General features: G+C 61.4%; 26 protein-coding genes and 1 tRNA gene. 5 read left to right on the forward strand and 22 right to left on the reverse strand.

Annotated elements, in window-relative coordinates; all coding sequences use genetic code 11:
- Nucleotides 1-14: 14 nt before the first annotated feature.
- From ACZ5ZH_RS06240 to ACZ5ZH_RS06300, 13 genes are all read right to left on the reverse strand, one after another.
- Nucleotides 15-200, reverse strand: coding sequence for a Flp family type IVb pilin (locus ACZ5ZH_RS06240; protein WP_464772520.1), 186 nt, complete (start codon nucleotides 198-200; stop codon nucleotides 15-17).
- Between the two features lie 696 nt (nucleotides 201-896).
- Nucleotides 897-1679: a DUF2569 domain-containing protein gene (locus ACZ5ZH_RS06245; protein WP_464772521.1), complete on the reverse strand. Its 783-nt coding sequence runs from the start codon at nucleotides 1677-1679 to the stop codon at nucleotides 897-899.
- 216 nt (nucleotides 1680-1895) lie between these two features.
- The gene (locus ACZ5ZH_RS06250; RefSeq protein ID WP_464775214.1) at nucleotides 1896-3473 is read right to left on the reverse strand and encodes a sensor histidine kinase; all 1578 of its coding nucleotides are present in this window, start codon (nucleotides 3471-3473) and stop codon (nucleotides 1896-1898) included.
- 444 nt (nucleotides 3474-3917) lie between these two features.
- Complete coding sequence (gene uvrC, locus ACZ5ZH_RS06255; protein WP_464772523.1) at nucleotides 3918-5834, reverse strand: excinuclease ABC subunit UvrC; 1917 nt, start codon at nucleotides 5832-5834, stop codon at nucleotides 3918-3920.
- Nucleotides 5835-5950: 116 nt separating this feature from the next.
- A complete protein-coding gene (locus ACZ5ZH_RS06260) occupies nucleotides 5951-6184 on the reverse strand; it encodes a hypothetical protein (protein WP_464772524.1) in 234 nt (77 codons plus the stop codon).
- A gap of 126 nt (nucleotides 6185-6310) precedes the next feature.
- Nucleotides 6311-6925 (reverse strand): F0F1 ATP synthase subunit B family protein, encoded by a 615-nt coding sequence (locus ACZ5ZH_RS06265; protein ID WP_464772525.1) that lies wholly within the window; start codon nucleotides 6923-6925, stop codon nucleotides 6311-6313.
- On the reverse strand, nucleotides 6918-7412 hold the full coding sequence (locus ACZ5ZH_RS06270) for a F0F1 ATP synthase subunit B family protein (protein ID WP_464772526.1): 495 nt from the start codon (nucleotides 7410-7412) through the stop codon (nucleotides 6918-6920). Before ACZ5ZH_RS06270 ends, ACZ5ZH_RS06265 begins: the two co-directional genes overlap by 8 nt.
- Before the next feature lie 85 nt (nucleotides 7413-7497).
- A complete protein-coding gene (locus ACZ5ZH_RS06275; protein ID WP_021240110.1) occupies nucleotides 7498-7725 on the reverse strand; it encodes a F0F1 ATP synthase subunit C in 228 nt (75 codons plus the stop codon).
- A 54-nt stretch (nucleotides 7726-7779) separates the two neighbouring features.
- The gene (locus ACZ5ZH_RS06280) at nucleotides 7780-8565 is read right to left on the reverse strand and encodes a F0F1 ATP synthase subunit A (RefSeq protein WP_196225809.1); all 786 of its coding nucleotides are present in this window, start codon (nucleotides 8563-8565) and stop codon (nucleotides 7780-7782) included.
- A gap of 46 nt (nucleotides 8566-8611) precedes the next feature.
- Nucleotides 8612-8935: an AtpZ/AtpI family protein gene (locus ACZ5ZH_RS06285; protein ID WP_460986073.1), complete on the reverse strand. Its 324-nt coding sequence runs from the start codon at nucleotides 8933-8935 to the stop codon at nucleotides 8612-8614.
- A gap of 174 nt (nucleotides 8936-9109) precedes the next feature.
- Nucleotides 9110-9511, reverse strand: a complete 402-nt coding sequence (locus tag ACZ5ZH_RS06290) for a DUF1318 domain-containing protein (protein ID WP_449473290.1) — start codon at nucleotides 9509-9511, stop codon at nucleotides 9110-9112.
- Nucleotides 9508-9696, reverse strand: a complete 189-nt coding sequence (locus tag ACZ5ZH_RS06295) for a YnbE family lipoprotein (RefSeq protein ID WP_196225806.1) — start codon at nucleotides 9694-9696, stop codon at nucleotides 9508-9510. The genes ACZ5ZH_RS06290 and ACZ5ZH_RS06295 overlap by 4 nt, the downstream gene beginning before the upstream one ends.
- Entirely contained in the window at nucleotides 9693-12914 is a 3222-nt protein-coding gene (locus ACZ5ZH_RS06300) for an intermembrane phospholipid transport protein YdbH family protein (protein ID WP_464772527.1), read from the reverse strand. Before ACZ5ZH_RS06300 ends, ACZ5ZH_RS06295 begins: the two co-directional genes overlap by 4 nt.
- Nucleotides 12915-13044: 130 nt before the next feature.
- Here ACZ5ZH_RS06300 and radC point away from each other — a divergent pair, with 130 nt between their 5' ends.
- Nucleotides 13045-13740 (forward strand): RadC family protein, encoded by a 696-nt coding sequence (gene radC / locus ACZ5ZH_RS06305; RefSeq protein WP_449473294.1) that lies wholly within the window; start codon nucleotides 13045-13047, stop codon nucleotides 13738-13740.
- Nucleotides 13741-13786: 46 nt separating this feature from the next.
- On the opposite strand, the gene ACZ5ZH_RS06310 is transcribed toward radC, so the two are convergent.
- Both ACZ5ZH_RS06310 and ACZ5ZH_RS06315 read right to left on the reverse strand, forming a co-directional pair.
- Nucleotides 13787-15133 carry a DEAD/DEAH box helicase gene (locus tag ACZ5ZH_RS06310; protein ID WP_464772528.1) on the reverse strand — a complete coding sequence of 449 codons (1347 nt, stop codon included), beginning with the start codon at nucleotides 15131-15133 and terminating at the stop codon, nucleotides 13787-13789.
- A 123-nt stretch (nucleotides 15134-15256) separates the two neighbouring features.
- Nucleotides 15257-15691 carry a hypothetical protein gene (locus ACZ5ZH_RS06315; RefSeq protein ID WP_464772529.1) on the reverse strand — a complete coding sequence of 145 codons (435 nt, stop codon included), beginning with the start codon at nucleotides 15689-15691 and terminating at the stop codon, nucleotides 15257-15259.
- Between the two features lie 77 nt (nucleotides 15692-15768).
- On the opposite strand from ACZ5ZH_RS06315, the gene ACZ5ZH_RS06320 reads away from it, so the two are divergent.
- From ACZ5ZH_RS06320 to ACZ5ZH_RS06330, 3 genes are all read left to right on the forward strand, one after another.
- On the forward strand, nucleotides 15769-17208 hold the full coding sequence (locus tag ACZ5ZH_RS06320; protein WP_464772530.1) for an FAD-binding oxidoreductase: 1440 nt from the start codon (nucleotides 15769-15771) through the stop codon (nucleotides 17206-17208).
- Nucleotides 17209-17335: 127 nt separating this feature from the next.
- On the forward strand, nucleotides 17336-18124 hold the full coding sequence (locus ACZ5ZH_RS06325) for a SapC family protein (RefSeq protein WP_449473299.1): 789 nt from the start codon (nucleotides 17336-17338) through the stop codon (nucleotides 18122-18124).
- Nucleotides 18125-18411: 287 nt separating this feature from the next.
- Nucleotides 18412-18486 (forward strand) — tRNA-Glu (locus ACZ5ZH_RS06330).
- 424 nt (nucleotides 18487-18910) lie between these two features.
- Here ACZ5ZH_RS06330 and pobA read toward each other — a convergent pair.
- The gene (gene pobA, locus ACZ5ZH_RS06335; protein WP_464772531.1) at nucleotides 18911-20080 is read right to left on the reverse strand and encodes a 4-hydroxybenzoate 3-monooxygenase; all 1170 of its coding nucleotides are present in this window, start codon (nucleotides 20078-20080) and stop codon (nucleotides 18911-18913) included.
- Between the two features lie 113 nt (nucleotides 20081-20193).
- On the opposite strand from pobA, the gene ACZ5ZH_RS06340 reads away from it, so the two are divergent.
- Complete coding sequence (locus ACZ5ZH_RS06340) at nucleotides 20194-21081, forward strand: helix-turn-helix domain-containing protein (RefSeq protein WP_464772532.1); 888 nt, start codon at nucleotides 20194-20196, stop codon at nucleotides 21079-21081.
- Here ACZ5ZH_RS06340 and ACZ5ZH_RS06345 read toward each other — a convergent pair.
- The 6 genes from ACZ5ZH_RS06345 to ACZ5ZH_RS06370 form a co-directional block, all read right to left on the reverse strand.
- Nucleotides 21042-21980, reverse strand: a complete 939-nt coding sequence (locus ACZ5ZH_RS06345) for a Gfo/Idh/MocA family oxidoreductase (protein WP_464772533.1) — start codon at nucleotides 21978-21980, stop codon at nucleotides 21042-21044. The two genes, ACZ5ZH_RS06340 and ACZ5ZH_RS06345, sit on opposite strands and share 40 nt — an antisense overlap.
- A gap of 36 nt (nucleotides 21981-22016) precedes the next feature.
- Nucleotides 22017-22382, reverse strand: a complete 366-nt coding sequence (locus ACZ5ZH_RS06350) for a hypothetical protein (protein ID WP_464775215.1) — start codon at nucleotides 22380-22382, stop codon at nucleotides 22017-22019.
- A gap of 18 nt (nucleotides 22383-22400) precedes the next feature.
- Complete coding sequence (locus ACZ5ZH_RS06355) at nucleotides 22401-23249, reverse strand: class III extradiol dioxygenase subunit beta (RefSeq protein WP_449473307.1); 849 nt, start codon at nucleotides 23247-23249, stop codon at nucleotides 22401-22403.
- Nucleotides 23249-23653: a protocatechuate 4,5-dioxygenase subunit alpha gene (ligA, locus tag ACZ5ZH_RS06360; RefSeq protein WP_464772535.1), complete on the reverse strand. Its 405-nt coding sequence runs from the start codon at nucleotides 23651-23653 to the stop codon at nucleotides 23249-23251. The genes ACZ5ZH_RS06355 and ligA overlap by 1 nt, the downstream gene beginning before the upstream one ends.
- A gap of 106 nt (nucleotides 23654-23759) precedes the next feature.
- Nucleotides 23760-24785, reverse strand: a complete 1026-nt coding sequence (locus ACZ5ZH_RS06365) for an amidohydrolase family protein (protein WP_464772536.1) — start codon at nucleotides 24783-24785, stop codon at nucleotides 23760-23762.
- Nucleotides 24786-25109: 324 nt separating this feature from the next.
- Entirely contained in the window at nucleotides 25110-26012 is a 903-nt protein-coding gene (locus ACZ5ZH_RS06370) for an NAD(P)-dependent oxidoreductase (RefSeq protein WP_464772537.1), read from the reverse strand.
- Nucleotides 26013-26065 lie beyond the last annotated feature (53 nt).

Here is a 26065-nt window from a genome sequence, read left to right on the forward strand (position 1 = left end):
AAACATTGAACCTATCAGCAAGCGGCGTTGCTGGGAGCCCGGCTAATGCAGTTCGATGCCTTGTCCATCGCGTTGGAAATCGACGTGCCGAGCGTGAAGGCGGCAACCGCAATACCCGTACCCACGATCGCCAGGATCAGCGCATATTCCGCTGCCGAAGCACCGCTTTGATCATTCCAAAGGTTCTTGAAGAAAGTCATGTCTTTTACCCCTATTTGACCGGAAACCATTTTCCCGGCTGCTCTCGCACAGTTCTGCGGAGGGGCCTTTGCCACCTGGCGACCCCAGCAGTGGTTTCTCCACTCGCCAGGCAGTTGGGCAGTTCCCGTAGAACTTGTCCCCAAATTGGCTCAAAGCTGATGCAAGTCAACATGGTAAAAAAAGACCATATTTTACAATGTTTTACGGCAATTTTCTGTTAACCATTTTTGATTTCAATATCGGACTTTGCAAGTAACTCTGCCGAATTGCTTAATATATCCTTGGTTATATATCGCTTGAAATCTACAGAAATTCGCCCATTTACTTTTAGGCATTTTTCCGTTTCTACCAATATATCTTGAACAAATAACAATAAAACTACGAATAACGCAAATCTATACTTTTGCTTCTTAGCAGTATAAAGGTCTAATTAACGATATATATCCATGGCTCTTGGTGATCCGTCGGACCACATGCTCGCCACCAATAGCTCCACCAACCCTTCCGCCCCGTCACCTTTTAAGGGTACAGCCTCGCACCACCGCTCGGCGTCGCACCTCACGCTCCATCGCGAATCAGCAACAACCCGCCGCGCCTTGCAGCCCGCGAATCACCCGCATTTTTTGGAAAACGACTCGGCCCGGCTCCCTGCCCTGCCGAAGCACGCAATCAGTTCGGGATCACCCCAACGCTCTTCAAGCGCTCACCCGGTTGCGAAAAGTCACGTTCACCCGCTCCGACAGCAGCAGATAGGGCAGCCATAGCGCCGCACTGATCAGCACCTTCTTGATATTGCCGGTCAGCAGGTCGACCAGCGCCAGCTCAACGGCATGGGGCACATCCCCGATGCGCGCCACCAACTGCGCAATGCCCAACTGCGCCAGCAGGTCCGCTCCCCACACCATCACCAGAAAGCGGGGGAATAGTGGCACCATGCGCAACGCCATGGCAAAGGCGAACATGTAAAGGCAGGAAAGCAGCACCACATCCGCCAGCATCACCGTATACAGGCTGACGAACCATGTCGGCGCATAGCTTCCCAGCGCTGGCACGGCGCTCAAAAACTCCAGCGTCCGCACCGGCACGTTGAGCGCGATGCCCAGCAGCAGCGACGCCATCACGCCATACAGCCCGAATTGCGACATCTCGCGTGCCTTCAGGCAGTCGATCTTGCGCCACCGGCCGACCTTCGCCAACCGAAAGCTCGGCTGCGCATGCACGCGCCCGGCCGGAAACAGCTTGAGACCCAGCAGCAGCGTGCCCACCGGCGCGCCTACAACCAGCAGATAGGGCAACAGCCCCGCTTCGCTCGTCCAGGGAACTCCCGCATAGGGTGTAGCCGGAAAGGCCAACCGCAGCCCGCAGGCAAAGGCCGCGATCACGACCCAGGCGGCAATGATGCGCTCCAGGTTTAGCTGCAACGATAGCACCAGCGCCACGCTCTTGCGGTAAAGATGATCCTGAACCAATCGCACCATGGAAACCCGGACCTCCGCCCCGCCAACTAGAATGGCCGACTATCAATCATTCTGGTTAACCCACGGTAAAACGCCTCACCACCCCAAATGGTTCTCCCCTTTAATCCTCCCCATGCCTGCATGGGGAGGGGGACCAGCGAAGCTGGTGGAGGGGAAAACGCGCAACGTCACCAAAACTGCGACATTCACATTGTTCCGCTCAACGGCAGCCACCCCTCACTTCCGAGGCACAGTAATCTGAATCATCGTCCGCCCCCCCAGATTGTGCAAATACACCTCGCCCCCCAATCCCTGTATCCGCCGCATCAACGATCGCGACTGCACCGCGCCGGTCGACCCCAGCCTCGCCAGATTGGGCACCCCATCATCCGTCACATGCAACGCGATCCGGTTGCCCGCCGGTCGCAGGGAAAATTCCATCGTCCGTGCTCCGGCATGGCGCACCGCATTGGCGACGATCTCGCGCACGGCAAAGCTCAGTTCCCGGCCGATCATCGCACTGGTGGCGCAATTGCCCTCCTCCACCCGCAGGTCGCACTGGATTCCCCATTGCTGCGCCAGTGACCGGACGACCATCGACAGTGTTTCAGGCAGGTAGGCAAAATCATCCTCATCCCGAACCGGATTGATGATCCATCTTATGGTGCCGATCTGATCCTTCGCGATCTGATCGATAGTGCGCAGCACGGGAATAGCGTCCTCTACCGTCCCGTTCAGCACCGGCGCGGCCTGATAACGGATGCTGGCCAGCGCCTGCAGCACGCTGTCATGCAACTCCCGCTGCAACCGCTCACGCTCCCGCGCGCCTGCGATGACATGGGCCAGGTCCAGGCTGTTGCGAACCATCAGCTCCTCGCACGCGCTTTCGAACACCCGCTGCGCGATCGCCGCCACATCCTCATGCGTCGGGTCGTCCAGTTGAACCGCGCCCACTGCCTCGAACGTGCCCAGCGAAACGTGCAGCGTCATCACCGTTTCGGCATCCAACAGAACCGCCCAGGCCCGACCACTCCGCGTCAGAGGCTCGATCTGGCTGACACCGTCCTGCGAAAGACTGATCGACGCGCCACGGCGGCGGTCATGCCATCCCGTCTCGACCGCCAGCAATGCATCGCTGGCCTCCGGCATGCTGTCGCCGGAGCGGCTTGATGCAAAACGATAGGGTTCCGTGCTGGCGGTACGGAACAGCAACGCGCCATTTTCACCGCCCGTCGCGATCTTCAACGCCTGCAACAGAAAGGCGCCAGCCCCGCCCTTCGCCAGCGTCAGACTGCCTTCCGTCAGCCTCCTTGCCCGCTCCTGCTGAAGCAGCTTTTCGCGGCGCGGGCCTAGCAACATGCCCGTCACCGTGATCACCACCGCAAGGTAGAGGACGCGCAACGCAACCCGCTCGGCATCCGGTTCGGATGGAACCGCGACCCAATCATTCACCCACACGATCAGCATCGCGGTTATCGCTGCAAACGCCCCTACAAACAGGTGGAAGCGCCGCCGGACGATCAGCGCGATCTCGACCACGACGAACAGGCTGCCGGGAAAATAGGGGCTGGTCGATGCGTTGGTCACGACCAGCAGCGCCAGGAACAGCAGAGCATCCAGGCACACCACCGGCTTGCGGATGCGCAATTCCGTGACCCAGGACCGCCCGGACAGGATCAACGCACCCACCGCCAGCAGCAGCATGGCGGCGATGATGCCGTTCTCCGCGACCTCAGCCCAGGACCGGGGCGTCGCGAAGGCGAAACTTACAAAGCCATAGACGCTGGCGAGCACAAGCCGCGTGACGTCCAGCATGCGCCATGGCCGAAGCGCGGAGAGCGCGAAAGAACGCCCCCTCCCCAAGGTTCGTAGCAGTTCGGCATGTCTTCTGATCATGCTCTCACAACTCCGCCCGCCTATCTTATATGGCTGGATATATGTCTTCGGATAAGTATCTGTTGACTTCACTTAATAAGGGTGAAGTGAATCTAAATGACATATCCGGGCAAGAGCAATGATAGATTGCAACGGACGTAGTAAATTAGCGAAATCACTCCGCGACGATGAACGAAAGCTCATCTTCCTCACGACCCCTTCTCCCGAACCCGCGCCATGATTGTCAGCGTCTGACCGGACCATCGCAGGCCCGCCTTCATTACGCAAGAGCAACAGGAAAAATCAGGGGCAAAGTCAATAACATGCCCCGCTCATTGTTTCGACACCGAAACACGATTTCAGAAGACGATTCTTCTCGCCATCTCATCCATGAAAATAATCAAAAATCTGCTGCGCCACCGCTTTCGAAACACCAGGCGCTTTCAGCAAATCTTCCAGCGCCGCACTTTTCACCGCCTTCGCCGTTCCAAAATGCATCAGCAGCGCCTTCTTCCGCGACGGACCAATTCCCGGCACCTCATCCAGCGAACTGGTCGAAATCGCCTTGCTCCGCTTCTGCCGGTGCGCCCCGATCGCAAAACGATGCGCCTCATCCCGCAGCCGTTGCAGATAGAACAGCACCGGATGATTGATCGGGAAACTGATCTCCCGCCCATCCGGCATATGGAACACTTCCCGTCCATCACGCCCATGATGCGGCCCCTTCGCGATACCGATCATGCAAATATCCTCGATCCCCAAATCTTCCAGGATCGCCCGCGCCGCCGACAACTGCCCCTTGCCGCCATCGATCAGCACCAGGTCGGGCCACTCCCCACTATCGCGATCAGGATCTTCCCGCGCAGCCCGGCCGAAACGCCGCTCGAACATCTCCCGCATCATCGCGAAGTCATCGTTAGATGTTTCGGGGTTCTTCATGTTGAACTTGCGATAGGCATTCTTGCGGAAACCTTCCGGCCCCGCGACCACCATCGCGCCCAGCGCATGGCTTCCCTGGATATGGCTGTTGTCATAAATCTCGATCCGGTCAGGCACGCCATCCAACCCGAATGTCTCGACCATCTCTTCCAGAATCTTAGCCTGCGTCGTCGTCTCGGCCAGCCTTCGGTCCAGCGCCTCCACCGCATTGCGCTGCGCCTGCTTGATCAGCCGCGTCCGATCGCCGCGCTGTGGAACCTCGATCCGTACCTTGGACCCGATCCGCTCCGTCAGAGCCTGCGCCATCAGTTCGCATTCCATCGGCGCGCGGTCGGACAGGATCAATTTAGGCGGCGGCACTTCCTCGTAAAATTGCGCCATGAAACTCGCCAGCACCTCCTCTTCTGCCACTTCAGCCGTGTGGACAGGGAAGAAGCTGCGATGTCCCCAATTCTGCCCGCCCCGAATGAAGAAAGCCTGGATGCACATCGACCCACCCTTCGTCGCCAGCGCGAAGATGTCCGCATCGCCCAGCCCTTCGGCGTTGATCGCCTGACTACCCTGAATGAAGGTCAACGCCTTAAGCCGGTCGCGCAGAACGGCGGCCTGTTCGAAATCCATCGCTTCCGAAGCGGCCTGCATCGCCTCGCCCAGCTTCTTCTGCACGGCAGTCGATTTGCCGCCCAGGAAATCCTGCGCATCCTTCACCAGCTCTGCATAGCCCGCCTCGTCGATCCGCTGGACACAGGGCGCCGAACAACGCTTGATCTGAAACAAAAGGCAGGGGCGCGACCGGTTCGCAAAGAAGCTGTCCGTGCAACTTCGCAGCAGGAACAGCTTTTGCAGCGCATTGATCGTCCGCGTCACTGATCCCGCGCTGGCGAACGGCCCATAATAGCGCCCCTTATATTTGCGCGCGCCACGATGTTTCTGGACCCGGGGAAAATGATGATCTTCCCGCAACAGGATGAAGGGGAAGCTTTTATCGTCCCGCAACAGCACATTGTAAGGCGGCCGGAACCGTTTGATCAGTTGCGCTTCCAGCAGTAGCGCCTCGGCCTCGCTGTTAGTCGTCACGATCGTCATCGACCGCGTTTGCGCCACCATGCGCTGCAATCGCTTTGGCAGGCGATCCACCTGCGTATAATTCGCCACCCGATTGCGCAGCGCCCGTGCCTTGCCAACATAGAGAACGTCACCGCGAGCATCCTGCATCCGGTAAACACCCGGCCGCGTCGGCAGAGCCTTCAGCGTGGTACGGATCGCCTCTACCCCTGCCTCGATATCCGGCGTGCCTGCTCCGCGTACGGTGAAGCTGGCCTTGTCCTCATGAAAACGGTCGGGAGATTGGGGATGCGACATGGGTGCAGAGATAGCGGTGACACAGACAAGCGCAATGGCTGGGCGCCGCTTCCTGAACCTTGGAGTCTAAATCAGCGCGAACCACCTTGACCATCTTCGGCGTTGTTCACGCGTGATCAGGCGCCCGCGACATCCGGCCCCCTTCCAACATCGGAGCGCGGATGACCGGAAATAACCGTAGAGACTTTGATCCTCGGCAACCCGGAGATGCTCGACATCCGCATGGCCAGGGAATCGTTTCCGAGATCCGGATCGTCGGCGTGCACGATATTCAAACTGCTCATAACCGGACGCAGGGGAGCGACACCAAGCTCCGCATGGTCATCGACAACAGCGGGCTTGCCGGTCAATCTTCTATGGTCGGCACATCGCGCGAGATCTTAGCTGGGAACACACAAGGCCGATCCACATCCAGACATAAAAAAGGGCCGGTGCGACAAACCGCATCGACCCTTTTTAAGACGAAATCGTCGGCTTCAGATGCTGGGGCCAAGACCCTTGATTGCGCTATCCACCAACTGCCGATCCGCGCCCGCGTCATGGTTCTGCGCGATCAGCGTCGCAGCCGCGCTGGTGGCAGCGTTGACTGCCTTTGTACGGATGCCCGCAATGGCAGAGCGTTCCGCTGCACCGATCTTGTCCTCGGCCATCTTTTGGCGACGGGCGACCAGCGCTACCGCATTGGCCTTGGCATCTTCGAGCAGCGTTGCCGCTTCGCTCTCGGCCGACTTGCGCATCGCTTCGGCTTCACCAGCCGCATTGGCCAGCTTCGCTTCATATTCAGCCTTCAGCGCGTCAGCCTCGGCGCGCAGCTTCGCAGCTTCCGCCAGCTGTTCCTTGATCTGGGCGATCCGGCCGTCGAGCACATTGCCGATCAGCGCGGGGACCTTCTTGATCAGGAGGATGAGGATGAAGACCGCCATCGCCAGGCTGACCCAGGCGGTCGCGTCCATGCCAACGGCCTTCGGATCAGTATGCGGCGCCACACCTTCATGCGCGACGGTGCCTACCGGCTCCATCCCTTCGGAGTGAATTGCGTCGTCAAGATGCGGAGGCGTACCTTCGCTATGCTGTGCTGCTGCCTCAGCCATGGGCCAGTGCCGCCTTTACTGCGTTGCGGGCCGCTTCGTCCGACGCATTCACGCCGGAAATACGAGCGACCATGTCGCGCGCCGCTTCGGCGGCGACGGTTTCAATCTCTGCCATCGCTGCCTGGCTGGCCGCCTGGATGCGGGCTTCGGCAGCGCCGATCCGCGTGGCGATTTCAGCGTCGGCGGCAGCAAGCTGTCCTTCGGAAGCCTTAGCAGCTTCCGCTTTCGCACGGGCCAGCGTTGCCTGGGCCGCAGCCCTGCTTTCCGCATCGCGGGTGCGATAATCAGCCTCTGCCTCATCGGCGCGGGCGAAGGCAGCCTTGGCTGCGTCCAGATCACCTGTGATCTTCGCGTCGCGCGCGTCGGCCGTCGCCTGAACCTTAGGGACCATACCCTGGCCTATGACGAAGAAGACAAAGCCGAATGTCAGCAGCATCCAGAAAATCTGAGATGCATAGGTTTCGGCAATTTGCGCGATTTGAGGCATTATAGGTCCGTCCGATCAGGGCGCCGTCAATTCATGCGGACGGGCGGGACAGCGACAGCCGCCCTGCCCGTCCGCCAAGCGGTTGTCAGGCCACGAACACCAGGATCATGGCGATAACGAACGCCAGCAGACCCAGAAGTTCGGCTGCGGCGAAACCGATGAACAGGCGGCCCTGCTGGCCGTCAGCGGCGCCCGGATTGCGCAGCGCGCCTTCCAGGAACGATGCGAACACGTTGCCCACACCGAGCGAGGCGAGGCCCGCACCAATCGCGGCCAGGCCAGCACCGAGCAGCTTTGCGGCTTCTGCGTCCATGTCGTAAACTCCCTTTTCTAAACTCGAACAAATGGTTGGAAAAATAGTGGAAACTTAGTGGAGGTTCTCGGCGTCGTTCAGATAAACTGAAGTCAGCAGCGCGAACACATAGGCCTGGATCACCGCCACCAGCACTTCCAGAGCGCTGATACCGATCATCAGGATGAAGCTGGCGGAACCGACCGTCAGGCCATATCCGGCACCCGCGTTGGAGCTGTTGATGACGAACCCGGCCAGCACCTTGAGCAGAACGTGCCCAGCGGTCATCGCAACGAACAGTCGCAGGCCAAGGCTGAACGGCCGCACCATGAAGGACACCAGCTCGATCGGGAAGATCACCGGGATCATGGGCAGCGGCGTACCATGGGGCACGAACAGCGAGAAGAAGTGCAAGCCATGCTTCCAGAAGCCAACGATCAGCACGATCGAGAAGCTCAGGATCGCGAGAACGCCGGTAGCCGTGAAGTGGCTGGTGAAGGTGAAGGGATGCAGACCGATCAAACCAAGCGGCAGCAGCCCAAGCAGATTTGCCAACAGGATGAACATGAACAGCGAGAAGACATAAGGAATATACTTCTTGCCGCCTTCACCCACATTGGCGATCAGCAGGCTTTTGATGAAGCCGGTCATATATTCGACCGCCATCTGCCAACGGCCGGGCACCAGCTCACGCTTCATGCCGCCGATCACGAAAATCCACAGCACCACAGCAGCAGCCACCATGTAGAGCGCGCTGTTGGTGAAAGCGATGTTGAAGCCGCCAAGCGACAAGTGATCCGTACCGAACAGCGGTTCGATCGCAAACTGGTGCATCGGATCGATTTTGCCGGATTCTGCCACGTTGACCCCTGTAACGTCTGGTATTCGGACTAAGATAAAAGCGCCCCTATTCGCCGGGACGCTTCGTCGTCGTCAATCTGATGATGTTCCTGAAAGCAACCACGATCCCAAGACCGAGGAACGCCAGCAGGAGCCAAGGGGATGTTCGCAGAAAGTAGTCCAAAGTCCCACCAACCACGGCACCACCGGCAAGACCGCCGATCAGTTCTGCGAGAACCCTGTTGCCCAGGCGCGATCCATCATCGCCCTGTTGCTTAGTGGTCCCCTGCCTGACCTTTTCGGCTCGTTCGGCCTTCGCGATCCGCTCCTCAAGGGAAGTGATGCGCTCGTCCTCATCTGCCGGGTCTTGCCCGGGCACATCCTGCGTCATGGCCGTTCCTTTTCGTTCAGGCAGATAAGCCAACGTCAGGCGGCATGGCGCGTGCGGTTGCACCCGTCAAGGCGCGGCCCGTTTAGAAAGGGCTTTCGGGATAGTCAACCGTAGTTGGACAGGAGAATTGCGCTTCCGCCGGGCACAGCGGCGAAACACCCCGCAGTCGCGTAATTACCCGGCAGTCGCGCAATAGCTCGGCAGGGCGATCGGCCCGGCACCCTTGGTTTGCCAGGGTCCAGCGCCCACGCGATAAACCTGGCCCTGCTTCACGCGGTTGCTCAATGTCTGGCAACCCGTGGCTGCCGCCATATCCTGAACCGTGACGCCGCGCTTGCTGGCAAGGTCGGTGTAGGCCGCGCGCCGCTTGATGTTGATCGATTCGACTTCCGATCGCACCGCCGCGCTCACCGATCCAGCGATGCCCAAATAGCCGTCCGCCTGCTCGCCCACCGCGCCCTCCGCCATTGCAGCGGCAACCGCGCCCGACTGCGCGCGAGCAGGCGCGCTCGCAACAAGGCCCGTGGCCAGCACGACGGCGGCACCTGCGACGATCATCAAAAGCTTGCGTGTCATTGCGGGAACAACTCCGGGTTATTCTGGATAAGATCCTGTGCATCGCGCTGAAGTCGTACGACGACCTCCTGCTGCACCTTTACATTCAGGTTGATTTCGATCGGCTTGTCCGGTGCCTTCACCTGGATGCAGCCCGTCAGGGCCAAACCGGCGAAACCCGCCGCAAAGATAGCTTGTGTCTTCATTTCTGTTCCCTGTTTCTCACAGTGTCGCTTTCCGCAGGGTTAACTGCAATCCCTTGGCGAATCTTCTCCTGCATCTGATCCCCTATGCTGTTCTGGATAAGCATAGTGGGATCGATGAAGGATTTTGCCGTGCCCAGCAGGCCGCGAAATGGCGCCGCGATGCGCACATTGAAGATGAAGGGCAATCCGGTCAGGTTGCGCGCCATACCCGCCGGCACATCGCCCAGCTTCCCCCGGTTGACGCCGTTGAACACGACATTGGTCACCATCTCTCCATCCAGCGCGCCGTCCATCAGGATGGTGAGGCATTTATATTGCATATTCTTGAGCGCGTCGAAGGCCAGCTTGCCCATCACGCCCAATTGCTCGTTCGAGACCGGCCCGACATAGGACAGCGTTCCCGACTGGCGGTTGGGATCGCACGGCACCGTGGGCAGCACCCCTTCGGGCATGATGAGCGGCGGCATCCCCTGCTGCCTTGCGGTCAGCACGCCCCCCGCGACGCGCCCGCCCTGGGCATTGAAGATCAGCGGCATGATCCCGTCGAACGTGCCTGTGGCCGATATATTCTCAAGCTCCATCGTCTGGATGAAGGCACCCGCATCAATGCCGATGACGCGGAACGTCAGATAGCGGTCCACATCGGCGCTGAAGTCCATGGTCGTCGGCAACAAAACCAGTTGCCCTCCGGAAAAGGGCCAGCCGCCGCCCTCGATGCGAACCTTCTGCCCAGGCTCCAGCCGGTAGCGGACAAGGCCATCGCGCACTTCGACGCCGGGATTGACCATCCTCATCCGCATTTCCTGCCCCGGCGCACTCACCAGCCCCAGCAGATCGGTAAAGCGCAATTCGCCGGACATTCCCTCCACCGGACCGAACGCCGCCGCCAGCTTGGCGTTGTCGGTGCGGAACACGCCATCGCTGGTCACATCCGTGCCGTTCCATCGGATATGTCCCTCGCCCGTTACCGTCGCATTGACGTTGGCGACAACTCCCAGCGCCAGGCGGGTCACGTCCTCTGGCTGCAAATTGGGACCGAACACCAACCCCGGCACGGTCAGGTCGGCGTTGCCCCGGCCGGAGCCCAGGTCATGCGCGATGTCCGCACGCGCCACCAAGGCATCGTTGCGCGGCGCCCGCAACGTTCCTGTCGCCAGGATTCGGCCGTCCCGCAAGCTGAGCGCGAAGTCCGGCACCTTCAGCGGCTCGAACCGTCCCGGCGTCTGAGCATCGCGCACCATCACGGCCGCGGCGAGCTTCAACGCTCCTTGGGCGAAGCTCCATTCGCCCGCGCCATCCTCCACGATCAGCGGAACGGAACCGATTCGCGCGTTGGTCCCTGCCAGCTTTCCCGCCAAACCCTGTGCCGTAGCGCTGCCGGTCAGCGTTTGCGCGACCAGCCGTACCGGAGATGCTTCAGGCCCGATCGCCAGTTCCGCCCGAGATAGCGAAAAGCCCTCCTGACCGATGGCGACCCTTGCCCGCTCCGCCGACAGCCGCATCGGACTCTGGCCGCTACGTCCTCGCAGGTTGAGATTGCGAATCTCGGCCCCCGCGCTCACCCCGCCCGGCCCCGTCGCGACCAGAGCGCCACCGCCGATTGGGCACAGTGTCTGCCGGGTACGCCCGACAGAAAAGCTGCCGTACTGCGCCTCCTCCAACGCCAACGGCACGCAGCGCCGGTTGATCGCTATCGAGCCATCAGCATTCAGCTGTCCCACGACTGGCATCATGAGGCCGCGTAGCCGCCCGCCGGGCAAAGGGCCGTCCAGCCTTGCCACTGTTGAAAAGAGCGTATCTCCCCGAGGTCCGGCGGTAAAACGTACAGGGTCGAGCGCCAGCCTGGCGTCGCGAGCGGCATATGGGTCGATAAAAAGCTGCCCACCCAATCCGCCACGCGGCCGCCGTGCCAGCCGCAGTGCAGCCTTCGGTAGCCCACCCCCGTCCGTCGTGAGCGCGCCATCCAGCGCCCAGTCGACAGCTGCTCCCGCCTTGCCCGGCCAGGCAATGGTCACCCTGCCATCACCGGGAATCGTCACACGCGCGCCGCTGCGCGATTCGAATCCACTGTTCGTCAGCACCACGCTCCCACCCTGGCCGCTCTGCGCGAAGGCCAGGCTGGTTCGCAGCACATTATCCACCCCCGCGCGGCGCACCGCATCGGCCAGCCGTTCGGCCAGCGGCGCCAGAGGCGTGCCCGCCGCAGACCGCTTCAATCCCACCAGAGGATCACGTCCGGGAAGGCTCAGTTGATGCGCCGACAAACGCCCGCTGGCCTGTGACTTACCTTTTGCGACGCTCCAAGTGCCGACAATCTCCGACTGACCTGCCTTGAGACCCGCCATACCCAGTGCCGCCGCGCCGATCCGCGCACGGCCAGCCATCGCCGACGCATTGCCATCAAAGTCGATCCGCCCGACGGGCTTCGCCAGCACCATGCCAGAGGACTTCAACGCCTCCGCTCCCAGCACGACATGGCCGTTCCACCGATCCAGCGCCTTGCCGATCCAGACGTCCATGTCCGCTCTCGGCTTCGCCGCGCCGGTCGCGCTGTTCCTGCATCCAAGGGCCGTCGCCTGCGCCGGTCCAACCAAATGCGGTCGCTCATTCCTTATCGCGACATCCAGCAAGGCGGTCATGCCCGCCACGTTGCACCCCGCGAACGCCGCCCGTGGCATGGCAGCGGCAAGGCGGCCGTCGAAGCCCGACCTTAGATTACCCTTGCCGTCGATCTGCATCCCGACCACTCCGGCGTCGGTCTCAAGCCGCATGCGCGCATCGCGCAGCGCGAGGACGATGTCCGGTAGACTGAACGGCGCCTTAGACGCAGGATCGCGGAACTTGTCCAATTCTCCGAGCCGGAGCAACCCATCACGATAAGAACCGTGCAGCCGCACACCCCCGGCCCTCACGGCCGCGACATGCGGGGACAGGCCTGTGAAGGCCAGATCCACTTCCACCCACAAGGCAGTCAGATCGGGATTCGCCGGATCGCCAAGGACGATATTCTCGATACGCTGGGTGCGCAGGCCAATGTCCTTCAGGTCATAGCTTGCTTGGACGCCGCGCCGGTTCATCTCCCGCCCAATGAAATTTTCCGCGATCGGCGCTCGCTGGGTCCACAACGCAACAAGGATCAGCGCCAGAGACCCCGTCCCTACGCCCAGCCAGCGTAACCAGCCGCGGCGAACTCCCTCTTCGCCGTCCTCAACTTCCATGCTTATGGCCAACCCCGGCTTTCACACTCGATCCGTAACGCCTGCATAACGTCTGACGCTCCCTAAATATCCTTGCCCGATTTTTGCGCAACGCATAGGCCCATTTCTCTGAACGGGGGATTATAAGGCATTGGCGGACAGGGAAGTTGTGGTCAGCCATGACGGCGTGGGGCATCGCGCCCGGCTTCGGCAGAAGCTGGCGGAGAGCGGCGGCGATGCGCTGCACGATCACGAGCTTATCGAATATCTGCTGGCCCTTGCCATTCCCCGCCGCGATACCAAGCCGCTCGCGAAGGCGTTGCTGCGTGAATTTGGCGGCATCGGCGGCTTGATGACCGCCGATTGGCAGGCGATCGCGCGCGTCCCCGGCATGGGCGACACCAGCATCGCCGCTGTCAAGATCGTGCATGCCACCCTTCTGCGCATGCTCCGCAATGAGGTGTCACAGCGTCCGGTCCTTGCAAGCTGGCAAGCCCTGCTCGACTATCTGCGTGCCGACATGGCCTATCTGCCGGTGGAGCGCGTTCGCGTGCTTCATCTCAACAGCCGCAACATGCTGATCCGCGACGAACATATGGGCGACGGCTCGATCGACCAGGCCGCCATCTACACACGCGAAGTCATTCGCCGCGCCATCGACCTTGGCTCATCAGCGCTGATCCTGGTGCACAACCACCCAAGCGGTTCTCCCGAACCCAGCCGTCAGGACATTGAGATCACGCGCCAGATTGCGGAGGCAGGCAAGCGCCTCAACATCGCGGTGCATGATCATATCATCATCGGATCGCAGGGACACAGCAGCCTGCGCGCGATGGGGCTATTGTAGGGCCGTCCTTCTTACCCACCGGCAGGAAGGACGTTCCACAGACGTCCTAACCCTCGAACCCCACCGAAAGAAATTCAGGCACAGGTCCGTTCCAGCCCTCATCCGGACCTTCATCCCGAACATCGGCGCGGCGCGACTTTGAACCATTATCCTGCTGGCGGGCAGGACGAGGCTCTTCCCGCGGTTCGTCATCCTTGCGCTTGGCGGGCTTGCGCTCCACCTTCCGCTCGCTATTCCGGCGCGGCTCTTCGGCCTTATCCACCTTTGCAGCGGCAGCAGCGGGGGTGTCGATCGTTTCGATCTTCTGCCCGATCAGCTTCTGAATATTATCGATCGCCTCGGCATCTTCCGGGGTCACAAAGGTATAGGCGACACCCGATGCCCCCGCACGCCCGGTACGGCCAATGCGATGGACATAGTCATCGGGATGCCAGGGAGCATCGAAATTGAAGACGTGGCTGACGCCCTTGATATCCAGCCCGCGCGCAGCGACATCGGACGCTACCAGGATATTCACCGATCCCGCCCGGAACCGCTCCAGTTCGGCAATTCGCGAAGACTGATCGATGTCGCCATGGATCTCGCCCGACTTGAAACCGTAGCGCTGCAGGCTCTTGTTCAGTTCACGAACCGTGGTCTTGCGGTTGCAGAAGATCACCGCGCTCAGCACTTCCTCCTGCTCCAGCATCGCGCGCAGGGCTTCGCGCTTCTTGCGCGAATCAACCTTCACCAGCCTCTGGGTGATGTTGGTGGAGGCAGTGGCGGGCCGCGCCACCTCGATCGACTTGGGATTGCTGAGGAACCGATCCGCCAGCTTCTTGATCGGCGCGGGCATGGTCGCTGAAAACAGCAGTGTCTGCCGCTGCGAGGGCAATTTGGTGCAGATTTCCTCAATGTCCGGGATGAACCCCATGTCCAGCATGCGGTCAGCTTCATCGATGACCAGCATCGAACAGCCGTTCAGCAATATCTTGCCGCGCTGGAACAGGTCCATCAGTCGGCCCGGCGTGGCGATCAGCACATCGACGCCCTTTTCCAGGGCTTTGAGCTGATCGCCCATCTGCACGCCGCCGATCAGCAGCGCCATGTTGAGCTTGTGATATTTCCCGTATTTCTCGAAATTCTCGGCAACCTGCGCCGCCAATTCGCGCGTCGGCTCCAAAATGAGCGAACGCGGCATCAACGCACGAGCCCGGCCATGAGCCAGAATGTCGATCATCGGCAAAACGAAGCTGGCGGTCTTGCCCGTCCCCGTCTGCGCAATGCCGATAATATCCTTCATCATCAGCACGGGGGGGATCGCCTGCGCCTGAATCGGCGTGGGCGTATCGTATCCGGCCTCGTTAACGGCCTTCAACAGTTCATCGGAAAGGCCGAGATCGGCAAAAGTCATTCAATTGTCCGGGACAGAGGCTCTTCCGCAACGCGCTCATGCGTCACGGAAATCGCGCGCGCCTTGCGGAAATATTGGTATCTTGTCAAGAAAATCGCGCATCGGAGCGCGTTTCGACAGGGGTCAATCGTCCCTGTCCGCCTCTTCCAATCGCCGGAAACTGTCGATCACGCAACTAAGCCCGCTTCGCGCTTGCAATTCATCGCGCCCGGAACAAAGCGACCCATCCTCATCCGGCTCGACATAAAATCCCGAGTAGAAGCCTGTCGAACTGCACCCCCGCTCCAGCCGAGCCCTATAGCGGTGATTATCGGCCAGCAGCAGATCGACGCCATTATCCACAATGACGCTGGCTGACCGGATCGACCGCAAGGCGATGCAGCGCGGCCCCTTCTTTTCCTTCCACGCACGCCCCGCCTGCGGAGCAATGCGCGCGGGCGCTCGTCCCTTTTTCGCCATTGGCACGCGAATGATGATCCGTTGCTCGATCGACATCTGCGCCAATTGCACGGGCTCACTCACGGGCGCGACAAGGAGCAACAGGACGGAATGAAGCAAATCGAACCCCTTTTGGGGCGGCACGCTATGGGCCGGTGGTTGAACCGTCGATGAATTCCGGGGCATAGCATTGCAGTATGATAGGGCAAGACATCATCGACAGGTTCATAGCCTTGCTGGGGCCAAAGAGCGTCGTCACCGATGCGGACGACATCGCTCCCTGGCTCACAGACTGGCGAGGACGTTTTCACGGCGCCGCTGCCGCCATTCTCCAGCCTTCCAGTACGGAGGAAGTTGCCGCGACCGTCGCACTCGCAGCCGATCTTCACGTGCCCCTGGTTCCTCAGGGCGGCAATACCTCAATGGTCGGCGGCGCGACTCCTCCGGATGACGGGTCGGCACTTATCCTGTCGCTGCGCCGGATGAACCGCATCCGCTCCCTTTCTTCCGACGACAATCTCGCAATATGCGAAGCAGGCGTAATCCTCGAAACCCTGCACGATGCTGCGGAGCAAGCCGGGCGCCGCTTCCCGCTCAGCCTCGGCGCGAAGGGATCGGCGACGATCGGCGGCCTGATATCGACTAATGCCGGCGGCACTCAGGTGCTGCGCCATGGCACGATGCGCGCACTTGTCGAGGGGCTGGAGGCAGTCCTCCCCGACGGCACTATCCTGCATGGCCTCGACGCGCTCAAGAAGGACAATCGCGGCTATGACCTCAAACAATTGCTGATCGGCGCGGAAGGAACGCTCGGCATCATCACCGCCGCCTCGCTCCGCCTCGTCCCTGCGATCGCGATCCGCGCAGTCGGCTGGGTGGGCGTCCGCTCGCCCGCCGATGCGCTCGCCCTGCTCCGCCTGAGCGAAAGGCAATTGGGTGACAGCGTCGAGGGGTTCGAGATTATTGCTGACGATGGCCTCGGCCATGTCCTGTCCCACATTCCCGGCACCCGCTGCCCGATCGAGACGCGCACGCCCTGGCATGTGCTGATCGAAGTCGATCATGCCGACCTGTCCAGTCCATCTCCGGGCGAGCGCCTTGAAGGAGCGCTGGCGCAAGCGCTCGAACAAGGACTCGCTGTCGATGCCACGATCGCCGCCAATGATGCTCAGGCAGCGGCGTTCTGGCGCTTGCGCGAATCACTGTCCGAAGCGGAGAGGGCGCAAGGACCGGCGCTGCAATTTGACATCAGCGTGCCCGTGGCCCGCATGCCCTCCTTCATGATCGACATGGCCGCGGCGGCCGAACGCACCTTCGCGGGAACCACCGCCTCCTCCTTCGGTCATCTTGGCGATGGCAATGTCCACTTCCATGTCCGCGCGCCCAAGGGAACGACGGACGGCCCTGCCTGGATCGCGGCAGAAGGGAAGTCGATCAACGCCTTCGTCCATGATGCCGTCGTCGCGGCGGGCGGCTCCATTTCGGCGGAACATGGCATCGGCCAGATGAAACGGGCCGAACTCGGCCGCCTTGCCAGTCCTGCCCGGCTACATGCCCTGCGCGCGATCAAGGCTGCGCTTGATCCCCTTGGCCTCATGAACCCGGACAAGCTGATCCCCCGTCCCGAAGAGGGCTAGAGGGGGCTGGGCTGGCTCGACAAAGCAATTGCCTCCCACCCACAAGGTCTTTATCGCCCACACCCAGTTTTTAGGAAAGGTAGCGCAGCCAACATGCGCTGCTTCGATAGGATGGAAGAACAACATCATGGCTAGCGCGCCCGCCAACAATCTCCCCGTGTTTTACAACGACCTGCTGCCGCTCAGCAGCGTCGATCATGCGAGCTATCGCAGCCGCTCGGTGGAGTCCGCGCCTTTCCTCACGAAGCAGCATGCCGTTCCCCTGACCGTCGATGAATTCGTCGCGGCCCAACGGTTCGTGCCGATCATCTTCTCGGCTGGCGACGAAGCGGTGCCGCTGGCGCTGATGGGCCTTAATGAAGGCGTCAACACCTTCCTCGACGATGAAGGCAAGCTGCGCGGTCCCGCCTATGTCCCCGCCTATGTCCGCCGCTATCCATGGATGCTGGCGAAGCTGCGCCCCGACACCGACGAACTGTCGCTCTGCTTCGATCCGACCAGCGAAGCGGTCGGCGAGTTTGAGGAAGGCCAGCCCCTTTTCGAAGATGGTAAGCCAACCGAACTCACCCAGGGCGTCCTCAAATTCTGCGAGGATTTCGAACAGGCTGCCGCGCGGACTGGCCAGTTCATGAAGGACCTGAAGGAACTGGATCTGCTGATGGACGGTGAAGTCGCCATCCAGGTGCCCGGCAACGATCAGCCTTTCGTCTATCGCGGCTTCCGCATGGTGAACGAGGAAAAGCTGCGTGACATGCGTGGCGATCAACTGCGGAAGATCAGCCAGAACGGCATGCTGCCCCTTATCTACGCGCATCTTTTCTCGCTGCAGCTGATCCGCGAAGTTTTCGAGTCGCAGATCACGCAGGGCAAAGGTCCCATTTCCGTCCCGGCAGCGCCCCAGACCGCCGACGCATGACGCTATAAATTAACCTGCATCAATAATGCGATGGAAAAGGTTTCTGCTCGCCACTTGAAAGTGAGCGGGACCTTCTTTATCTTCCAAACATACGGCGCACCTGCCCCCCTTTCGGGTGTGTCGTATGGGCGCCTCCCCCTTTTGGAGGCGTCTCCTCCCTGAACCTTGGCCACCCCATGTAATACATGGGGTGGTTTTTTATGGGCCGGACAGGACAAGTGGTTTCGCTTGACGGCGAACCCCTCTCCCCCTAAACGCCACCGCCTGCCAGCCGCCCGAGCGGCAAAGGCCCCTTCGTCTAGCGGTTAGGACGCGGCCCTCTCACGGCTGAAACACGGGTTCGATTCCCGTAGGGGTCACCACTTGCCTATTTGGGCGCAGAATGCTGCGATGCTGCCTTTCTTGACCTCTCGCTGGTGCAGCGAGACGAGAATGGCACAGCCGGGGCGGCACCCCAAGACAGACGCTTATTACCTCCGCAGACAGATGCCGGAGAACCTGCGCCCTGCCTTCGGCATGTGAGCGGTGCACAAGCAGTCGCTGCGGACCAAGGATTTCGTCCGAGCCGCGCAATTGTTCATCGCCGTCAAAGCGGAATTCGAGCAGCAGCACGAGACCGCACGGCAGGGAACGTGGCGCAGATCGGATCCGGTCACGCTTTGAAAGGCCGCGCCCCGGCAAGCTGACAATCTGTGAAATATCTTATGCTAAATGTATCGATCAGACCTTTGAATGTTCCGCGTGATTACCGCGGGATCGTCTTCATTGTTTTACCCTAAGTCCTTTTCAAAGCGGCAATCCCACATAATTTTCCGCGATAGCCGCCTGCGCCGCCCTGGAAGAGGCAATATAGTCCAGCTCAGCAACCTGCATTCGCCGGTCGAACGCATCCATTTCCGGAAAGCGGTGCATCAGCCGCGTCAGTTGCCAGGAAAATCGTTCCGCTTTCCAGATCCGCGCCAGCGCCTGCTGGGAATAGCCCGCTATCGCGTCCCCGTCCCCCCGCCGGAACCATCCGGTCAAGGCCGCCGAAAGGTAGAATATGTCCGACGCCGCGAGGTTCAGCCCCTTCGCTCCCGTCGGCGGCACGATATGCGCGCTGTCCCCCGCCAGCATCAGCCGCCCATATTGCATCGGCTCGAATACGAAGGATCGCAGCGGCGCGATCGACTTCTCCAATGCTGGCCCGCGCACCATCCGCGCACCCGCTTCAGGCCCCAGCCGCACTGCCAGCTCATCCCACAGCCGATCGTCCGGCCAATCCTCGATCCGTTCATCCAGTGACACCTGAATATAATAGCGGCTGCGCGTCCCCGATCGCATGGACGCCAGCGCAAAGCCGCGCTCATGATTGGCATAGATCAGTTCGTCATCGCACGGTGGCACATCCGCCAGGATGCCGAGCCAACCGAACGGATATAGCTTCTCATAGGCGGTCGCTACGCCAGCCGGTATGGCTCGCCGCGAAGGACCGTGAAAGCCGTCGCACCCGCAAATGAATTCAGCATCTATCCGCTCCTGCCGACCATCCTTGCTATAGGTCAGGTACGGCACGTCGCTGTCAACGTCATGCAATGCCACGTCAGCCGCTTCGTAGATGATCTCCAGACCGCGCCCGGCCGCCGCTTCCATCAGGTCGCGGGTAATCTCCGTCTGGCCATATACCATGACCTGCCGTCCGGTCAGGCCCGCGATATCGATGCGGATCGACCGATCGCCGCTGGCCAGGTGAAAGCCGTCATGGGGCAACCCTTCACGATGCATCCGCTCGCCAAGGCCCAGCCGGTCCATCAAATCCGTCGTGGTCCGCTCCAGCACGCCTGCGCGGATGCGGCCCAGGACATAGCTGGGTGAGGCTCGCTCCACCACGACGACCTCCAGCCCCTCCGCCCGAAGCAAATGGCCGAGCAGCAACCCGGCAGGCCCCGCGCCTATGATGGCGACTTGCGTCTTCATGACATCCTCTTCGCAGCTTTCCGACGCCGCGCATGATGCGCCCGATGCTGCTTGCGGGACATGGGCGAACTGGCCTATGACTTGGACGATCCAGCAGCTTTCCGGACGTAGCCATGACCACCCCCGTCCCCAGCTTCTACCTCTATGGAGAACCGCAACGTAGCGTTGCGGAAGGCTTCGTACATGTCGAGAGTCTGGACGACCGCTCCCGCCCCAGTGAGTGGACGATCCAACCGCATCTCCATCGCGATCTCAACCATATCATCCTCATCGCCGAAGGCGGCGGATCGATGCGGGCGGATGGCGAAAGCGTCACATTTGAAGCGCCCTGCCTGCTGCTGATGCCGGCCGGGATCATCCACGGCTTTTCCTGGCACCGCGACTCCCGTGGCTGGGTCATCACCATCGCCAACAGCTACCTCCACCACCTGCTGGAGCGTGACGCCGACCTCCAACCGCTCTTCCGCGCACCCCGTGCCATCGCCGTGCCCAGCGCCGCCGAAGTGGAAACCCGCATCGGCGCGCTCGCCCGCGAGCTTGCATGGTCCGGCCCTGCCCAGCGCGCGGCGGTCGAAGCGCTCCTCCTCTGGCTCATGGTCCAGGCGCTGCGCCACGCCGCCCTGTCCGACGCCAGCGCCAGCAGCGGCGGCCGCCAGGCCCGTCTCGTCGCCCGTCTGCGCGATCGGATCGAACAGCGTTTTCGCAAGCGGGAGCCTGTCGCTGCCCACGCCCGCGCGCTGGGCGTCAGCGAAACCGCGCTCCGCCAAGCCTGCGCCCGCGCCGCAGGGCTCTCCCCTGCCGCCATGCTCGACGAGCGCGCCCTGCTCGAAGCCCGCCGCCTGCTCCTTTATTCCAACCTGTCGGTCGCGGAGGTCGGCTATGCCGTGGGTTTTGAGGACCCCGCCTACTTCTCCCGCTTCTTCGCCCGCCACACGGGCCGCTCACCCCGCGACTGGCGCGCTCACCCCAGCTGCTTCTCCAGCTCCCCCAGCACCCGATAGCAATCGAACACCCTCGCCACGCTCGAATTAGGCTCCCGCCCCTCGCGGATGGCGCTCACAAATTCGCGGTCCTGCAACTCGATCCCGTTCATCGACACGTCCACCTTCGACACGTCGATCGGCTCTTCCTTGCCGTTCACCAGATCATCATAGCGCGCGATATAGGTCCCCGTGTCGCCGATATAGCGAAAGAACGTCCCCAGCGGCCCATCATTGTTGAAGCTCAGCGACAGGGTACAGATCGCCCCGCTCTCGCTCTTCAGCTGGATCGACATGTCCATCGCGATGCCCAGTTCGGGATGGATCGGCCCCTGCATCGCATGCGCGTCCACGATCCGCCCCGCCTGATAGGCGAACAGGTCCACCGTATGCGCCGCATGGTGCCACAGCAGATGGTCGGTCCATGACCGCGCCTCGCCCTTCGCATTGATATTCTTGCGCCGGAAGAAATAGGTCTGCACATCCATCTGCTGAACGTTGAACGCGCCTGCCTTGATCTGCCGATGCACCCATTGATGGCTCGGGTTGAAGCGCCGCGTATGCCCGACCATGCAGGTCAGTCCCGTCTCTTCCTGCTTGCGCAATACCGCCTGCGCATCGGCCCAACTATCGGCCAGCGGTATCTCAACCTGAACATGCTTGCCCGCATCCATGCAGGCAATCGCCTGTCCCGCATGCATCTGCGTCGGCGTGCACAGGATCACCGCATCGACATCATCGCGCGCCAGCGTCTCGGCCAGCTCAGTCGTCACATGCCCGATCCCATATTTTGCCGCGATCGCCTGCGTCGGCTCCAGATTGCGCCCAACCAGCGAGGTGACGGTCACGCCGTCGATAGTCTTCAGGCCATCCAGATGCTTTTCACCAAAAGCCCCCGCACCGGCCAGCGCGATTCTCATAAACCAACTCCTCATCTTACTGGCCGCGCACTCTGGCTATCGCTGCATGAGCGCGCGCATCACCGTCATGAATTGCTGATAGGTCTGCCCCACATTGGCGGCAGACTGACTATATCCCGGGTTCTGCCGGTCGATATCGACGACCGGCCAATCCGCCTGATGCAACGCTGTCGCCGTCCGGAACTTGCCAAAGGCATCGCGGAACCGACGTCTATCCTCATCGGACAGGTTCAGCTGCGCATCCGCCTGGCACAATCGGTTGATCTGTTCCTGCAACGTGCGCCGGGCCTGCAGATATTGCTTTTCCCAACCCGGCTCCGCACCGGTGGATAGCTCCCCCAGCTGCTTATGCACCTGCTCCAGCCTGACCAAGGCATCCTCGATGTCGGCGCGCGCCATCATCCATCCCTTCGATTGTCGTTATGAATCGTCGGGTTTCAACACCAGATGCCCGACCGCCGTATTGGATGCGGGAACATGATAATGACGATGCAGCGGCGTGACCTTCTTGCCCAGCGCACCGCGCATGATCAGCCACATCACCATCTCGATCCCCTCCGATCCGGTTTCCCGCAGATATTCGATATGCGGGATGGCGCGCAACTGCCCATTATCTTCGGCACTTAACAGGTCTAGGAAGCGATTGTCCCACTCCGCATTGATCAAACCCGCGCGCGGCCCCTGCAACTGGTGGCTCATCCCGCCCGTGCCCCACACCTGCACGTTCAGATCCTCGGGGAAACTCTCCACCGCCCGCGCGATCGCCTCGCCCAGCATCCAACAGCGATTGCCCGACGGCGGCGGATAGGTGACGACATTGACGGCCAGCGGAACGACCTTCACTGGCCACTTGTCTGGCTGATTGAACATCAGGCTCATCGGCACGGTCAGCCCATGATCGACATCCATCTCATTGATGATGGTCATGTCGAACTCATCCAGGATCAGGCTCTGCGCGATGTGCCAGGCCAGGTCCGCATGCCCCTCCACGTCCGGCACCGGCCGCGGCCCCCATCCCTCGTCGCAAATGCCATAGCGATCCGCACAACCAATCGCGAAGGTCGGAATGATCTTCATGTCGAACGCCGACGCATGGTCATTATAAACCAGTATCACGACATCCGGCTTTTCCTGCGCGATCCATTGCCGCGACCAGTCATATCCGGCGAACAGCGGCGCCCAATAGGGCTCTCCCACCTTTCCATTGTCCATCGCCGCGCCGATCGCCGGCACATGGCTGGTCCCTACGCCAGCGGTAATGCGGGCCATCAACGTTTCTCCCTTATCGAACGCTGGCCTTCGGGTGATCGCCCTCCGGCGACCATCATGGCCTGATACTCTTCCGTGCTCATGCCGGTCATGGTTCCCACCGCCTGCAAAAAGGACATGCCGTCGGTCGAAAATACCTTGGCCAGGAAATAGATATTGCCCCCCAGATCCAGGCAACGATTATAGTCGCGATCCAAAATCGCCTGCCGCTGATCTTCGGTCATCGGCCATTCGTTCAGATAGGCGCGCTCGTCCGCCTTCCACCGTTCGCGATTGTCGCCTTTCATCAGGCTCATCGCGAACTGGTTCATCCAATATCCCTGCCGCGCGCGCTTTCCGGTATAGACGCGCGTACCGGGGATATCATCGAATTCGGCCAGATATTCATGGATATCAACGCTCATCGGCGGTTCTCCAGACAAAGAAAAATCCATCTCCCGCCCCGTCCTTCCACAGCAAGGACGGGAGATGGAACCACCCCCCACAGGGATAAATGGGGGGTGTGGAAGCTCACAGGCCGCGCGCCTTCAGTTGCGCGTCCAGACGGGGGAAGACACGACGGGCATTGCCCTCGAATATGGCGTGCCGTTCCGCATCGCTGATATCCAGCGCATCGACATAGCGCTTGGTATCATCGAAATAATGGCCGGTGGTCGGATCGATCCCGCGCACCGCGCCGACCATTTCCGATCCGAACAGGATATTCTTGTTGTCGATCACATCGGCCAGCAAATCGACGCCCGGCTGATGATAGACGCAGGTATCGAAAAAGATGTTGTTCATCAGATGCGTGTCGAGGTTCGGCTTCTTCAGCATGTCCGCCAGCCCCCGATACCGCCCCCAATGATAGGGCACCGCGCCGCCGCCATGCGGAATGATGAAGCGCAGCGTCGGGAAATCCGCGAACAAATCCCCCTCCAGCAACTGCATGAAGGCGATCGTGTCCGCCGCGATATAATAGCCGCCGGTCGCATGCATCGCCGGGTTGCAGCTGCCCGACACATGGATCATCGCCGGAACGTCCAGCTCGACCATCTTCTCGTAAAAGGAATACCAGTAACGATCCGTCAGCGGCGGATGCTGAAAATGCCCGCCACCCGGATCGGGATTGAGGTTGCAGCCAATAAAGCCCAGCTCCGTCACGCACCGTTCCAGCTCGGCAATGCTGTTGCCCATGTCGGCCTTTGGCGACTGCGGCAACATGCACACGCCCGCAAACGTCTCGGGATACAGCCCCACCACCCGCGCAATCAGGTCATTGCACCGCATCGCCCACTCCCGGGCGACCTCCGCATCCCCGACATGCGGCGCCATCGCCGAAGCACGCGGAGAAAAGATCGTCAGGTCCGCGCCCCGCTCCTTGATCAGGCGCAACTGGTTGGACTCGATCGTGTCGCGAATTTCATCATCGCTGATGTCCGGATAAGGCGGCGCAGCAACGCCCGCCTTGAACGCCGCCTTCTGCTCCTCCCGCCAGCCATCATGCCCCTTGGGGAGCACCGTATAATGGCCATGGCAGTCGATAATCAGGCTCATTCGTCTCTCAGTCCTTCAATCACAGCATTCACACATCGCCGTCATCGGCCAGTCATCTCATGCCTTCCACTGCCCCCACCAAGCTCGTCACCCCGGGCTCGACCCGGGGTCCCGCTTCTCCATCCCCGCGCACTCAGCCAGCGAGACCCCGGATCAAGTCCGGGGTGACGAAGGGGGGAAGCGCCCTCGCCTAACTCCCGTCATCCCAGCATCTTCCGTCATCCCAGCATCTTCCGTCATCCCAGCGAAAGCTGGGATCTCGTGCCTCCAGGCCGAACCCCGCCCGCCTGAGATCCCAGCTTTCGCTGGGATGACGAAACTCCCTCAAGCCGCAATCCCACAACCATCACCCCCCGCATCCTCACCCCGCGCCAAAACCACCTCCAGCTTCCCGCTCAACCCATCCGGCACATCCGTCACGCCCAGCGCCCCGATCGCCCGCTGCCGCTCCACCGCACCACGCGTCATCGCAGCCCCGGTGCCCAGCGCATCCAGCGTCTTCACCACCTCTTCCATCTCGGCAGCACGGCGCAGCCCATGAACCAGCATCCGCTCCAGATTATAATCCGCCCGCTCGCCCCAAGGCCGCGCCTTCTCGCTCGCATCCAGCGACGCCAGCACCTCATCACGCACGCCCGCCGCCTCCGCCGCCAGCACGCATTCCGCCGTCAGCGCCTCCAGTCCCTTGACCATCACCGACCGGATCATCTTGATCGCGGATGCACGGCCCACCGCGTCTCCAACCACGCGCACATTGGCAAAGCCCAGCGCCTGCAACCGCGTTGCGGCCTCTTCCGCCGCACCGCCGCTCAACAGCAACGGGACGGACAGCGCCGCCGGACGAACCGGCGCCATGACGGCCACGTCGACATATCGCCCACCCGCCGCCTCGATCGTCCCCGCCGCTTCCTGCTTCGTCTGCGGCGCCACGCTGTTCATGTCGCAATAGATGGTGCCCGGCGCGATGCACTCCGCCGCCGCCTCGGCCACCGCCAATGCCTGATCGGCCGTCACCAGCGAAATCACCAATGCCACGCCGGAAAGCGCATCTTCCAGAAAGCGCGCGCCCAGCACATGGGCGTCCGCATAGCTGGCGATCATCGCGTCGCGCGCCGCCGCATCTTCGGTCTTGCTATCGAATACATGCGCCCGCGCGGCCCAGCCCCCTGCCAATGCAAAGGTCGAACCCGCCTCGCCAAATCCGATCAGACCGACTTCCTGCTCCATGCGCCAAGGGATGGCCCATCCCTATCGGCGTCGCCAATCGAATCCCCGGCATC

It is taken from the genome of Sphingobium sp. TomMM7A, from assembly GCF_055397305.1.

Bases quoted from the DNA above. Each gene is read 5' to 3' on its own strand.
- ACZ5ZH_RS06240 (WP_464772520.1), bottom strand. From the start codon at position 200: ATGACTTTCTTCAAGAACCTTTGGAATGATCAAAGCGGTGCTTCGGCA.
- ACZ5ZH_RS06245 (WP_464772521.1), bottom strand. From the start codon at position 1,679: ATGGTGCGATTGGTTCAGGATCATCTTTACCGCAAGAGCGTGGCGCTG.
- ACZ5ZH_RS06250 (WP_464775214.1), bottom strand. From the start codon at position 3,473: ATGCTGGACGTCACGCGGCTTGTGCTCGCCAGCGTCTATGGCTTTGTA.
- uvrC (WP_464772523.1), bottom strand. From the start codon at position 5,834: ATGTCGCATCCCCAATCTCCCGACCGTTTTCATGAGGACAAGGCCAGC.
- ACZ5ZH_RS06265 (WP_464772525.1), bottom strand. From the start codon at position 6,925: ATGGCTGAGGCAGCAGCACAGCATAGCGAAGGTACGCCTCCGCATCTT.
- ACZ5ZH_RS06270 (WP_464772526.1), bottom strand. From the start codon at position 7,412: ATGCCTCAAATCGCGCAAATTGCCGAAACCTATGCATCTCAGATTTTC.
- ACZ5ZH_RS06275 (WP_021240110.1), bottom strand. From the start codon at position 7,725: ATGGACGCAGAAGCCGCAAAGCTGCTCGGTGCTGGCCTGGCCGCGATT.
- ACZ5ZH_RS06285 (WP_460986073.1), bottom strand. From the start codon at position 8,935: ATGACGCAGGATGTGCCCGGGCAAGACCCGGCAGATGAGGACGAGCGC.
- ACZ5ZH_RS06290 (WP_449473290.1), bottom strand. From the start codon at position 9,511: ATGACACGCAAGCTTTTGATGATCGTCGCAGGTGCCGCCGTCGTGCTG.
- ACZ5ZH_RS06295 (WP_196225806.1), bottom strand. From the start codon at position 9,696: ATGAAGACACAAGCTATCTTTGCGGCGGGTTTCGCCGGTTTGGCCCTG.
- ACZ5ZH_RS06300 (WP_464772527.1), bottom strand. From the start codon at position 12,914: ATGGAAGTTGAGGACGGCGAAGAGGGAGTTCGCCGCGGCTGGTTACGC.
- ACZ5ZH_RS06310 (WP_464772528.1), bottom strand. From the start codon at position 15,133: ATGACTTTTGCCGATCTCGGCCTTTCCGATGAACTGTTGAAGGCCGTT.
- ACZ5ZH_RS06320 (WP_464772530.1), top strand. From the start codon at position 15,769: ATGATAGGGCAAGACATCATCGACAGGTTCATAGCCTTGCTGGGGCCA.
- ACZ5ZH_RS06325 (WP_449473299.1), top strand. From the start codon at position 17,336: ATGGCTAGCGCGCCCGCCAACAATCTCCCCGTGTTTTACAACGACCTG.
- pobA (WP_464772531.1), bottom strand. From the start codon at position 20,080: ATGAAGACGCAAGTCGCCATCATAGGCGCGGGGCCTGCCGGGTTGCTG.
- ACZ5ZH_RS06340 (WP_464772532.1), top strand. From the start codon at position 20,194: ATGACCACCCCCGTCCCCAGCTTCTACCTCTATGGAGAACCGCAACGT.
- ACZ5ZH_RS06345 (WP_464772533.1), bottom strand. From the start codon at position 21,980: ATGAGAATCGCGCTGGCCGGTGCGGGGGCTTTTGGTGAAAAGCATCTG.
- ACZ5ZH_RS06350 (WP_464775215.1), bottom strand. From the start codon at position 22,382: ATGATGGCGCGCGCCGACATCGAGGATGCCTTGGTCAGGCTGGAGCAG.
- ACZ5ZH_RS06355 (WP_449473307.1), bottom strand. From the start codon at position 23,249: ATGGCCCGCATTACCGCTGGCGTAGGGACCAGCCATGTGCCGGCGATC.
- ligA (WP_464772535.1), bottom strand. From the start codon at position 23,653: ATGAGCGTTGATATCCATGAATATCTGGCCGAATTCGATGATATCCCC.
- ACZ5ZH_RS06365 (WP_464772536.1), bottom strand. From the start codon at position 24,785: ATGAGCCTGATTATCGACTGCCATGGCCATTATACGGTGCTCCCCAAG.
- ACZ5ZH_RS06370 (WP_464772537.1), bottom strand. From the start codon at position 26,012: ATGGAGCAGGAAGTCGGTCTGATCGGATTTGGCGAGGCGGGTTCGACC.